The 1,275-nt window shown below is 39.9% G+C and carries 2 protein-coding genes; both read right to left on the bottom strand.

Annotated elements, in window-relative coordinates; all coding sequences use genetic code 11:
* Positions 1 to 140: 140 nt before the first annotated feature.
* A complete protein-coding gene (locus V5298_RS20655) occupies positions 141 to 557 on the bottom strand; it encodes a hypothetical protein (protein ID WP_332933285.1) in 417 nt (138 codons plus the stop codon).
* Positions 558 to 567: 10 nt separating this feature from the next.
* The coding region (locus V5298_RS20650; protein WP_332933284.1) for an RHS repeat-associated core domain-containing protein at positions 568 to 1,275 on the bottom strand (708 nt) is incomplete at its 5' end.

Raw genomic sequence — 1,275 nt, 5'->3', positions numbered from 1 at the left:
TCGTCAGGCATATTAGTGCTGCACCATTAGATCTAAATCAAACGGTTGTAAAGAACGGTTTAAAATGATCGCTTACTAGCTAACGACCGAATGTTCTGCTTGGCTGTTCCCACGTCGCTGAAGCAAACTGAACTTGTGATCTATTGGCTTTCCAGTTCTTCTATAGAATCTATCACGAAATCATCTGAATAAAGCTTGCTGTCTTTTCTGGCGATCTCCAACCAGAACCTTGCAAGTGATTCGCGATTGGAGTCCTTATAAAGCTCAGCTAGAGACACACTAATATATGACATATTTTTAAAGTCGCTCATTTCAAAAGCCGTCGTGTATGCTTCTTTCAACAAAGATAAGGATATATATGGCGAATCCTCATAGTCAGCTTTTGTAGCTAATACGCTGGGAACACGCCCATACTTCTGTTCTAGGATATCAAGAAAATCAAAAAGCTCTTTTTTGGCTTTTACTGTCGGCTTTTCTATAGCGCTTAGATTTACAATGTTCGCCACTAAATCTTCTACTTGATTCCAGTCTTTTTTTGATATTCCATCCGATGTCATTTTCTTAGCCTCAATAGCCATTGCCCGCGATTGGTATCTCACATGCTCCTGAATTTCTGCATGATGTCCCCGGAATTCTTGGGTCGATAGTATCTTGTATGATTTCATCAGTTATTGGGAGACCTGGTATCAACATCCGACCTCCACGCTTAATGACTTTTAGGAGCCCTTTTAATTTTTTATAGTGTTCTTTTTTTCCATTACGTTTAGCCTCTTCCATCGCTTTCTTCACATCATCAGGATTGGAGTTTCTGTTAAACTCACCAGCAGAGATATTTTGTTTTCCCTCTTTAGATGCTATTTCACTTGGTTGATTACTATTTGGAGTATTCGTAGTTCGTGAATTCTCCGAATCTTGTTGAGGGTTCTGAGAGGAGCTTTCCTTGTCTTTATCTTCTTGATTGCTATCTTCTTGCTCTTTGACCCTATCAGCGCAATCTTGAGAACTACATGAAAACTTACCAGTTGGGTCTATCATATTAACCGGATCATTCCCCACATAAGCATAAAGATTCATCTGATCTTCATAGCCCACAGGGTCAGTTTGCAAGAAGCGCCCTAGCTTTGAATGATAAATCCGTGCTTTGTAGTAATAAAGCTCAGTACCTTCTATTAGAATTTGACCGGTATATCTAAATCGAGAATCGCTGCTGTTTTGTGGCTGGCCGAATGGATCATACTGATGGGTCTGTACCACATTTCCATTTTTATCGACCTC

It is taken from the genome of Alteromonas sp. 14N.309.X.WAT.G.H12 (assembly GCF_036697315.1).
In the GTDB taxonomy this organism is placed as follows: Bacteria; Pseudomonadota; Gammaproteobacteria; order Enterobacterales; family Alteromonadaceae; genus Alteromonas.
Note: the sequence above shows the minus strand (reverse complement) of the source record. Positions and strands in the feature narration are given on the sequence as shown.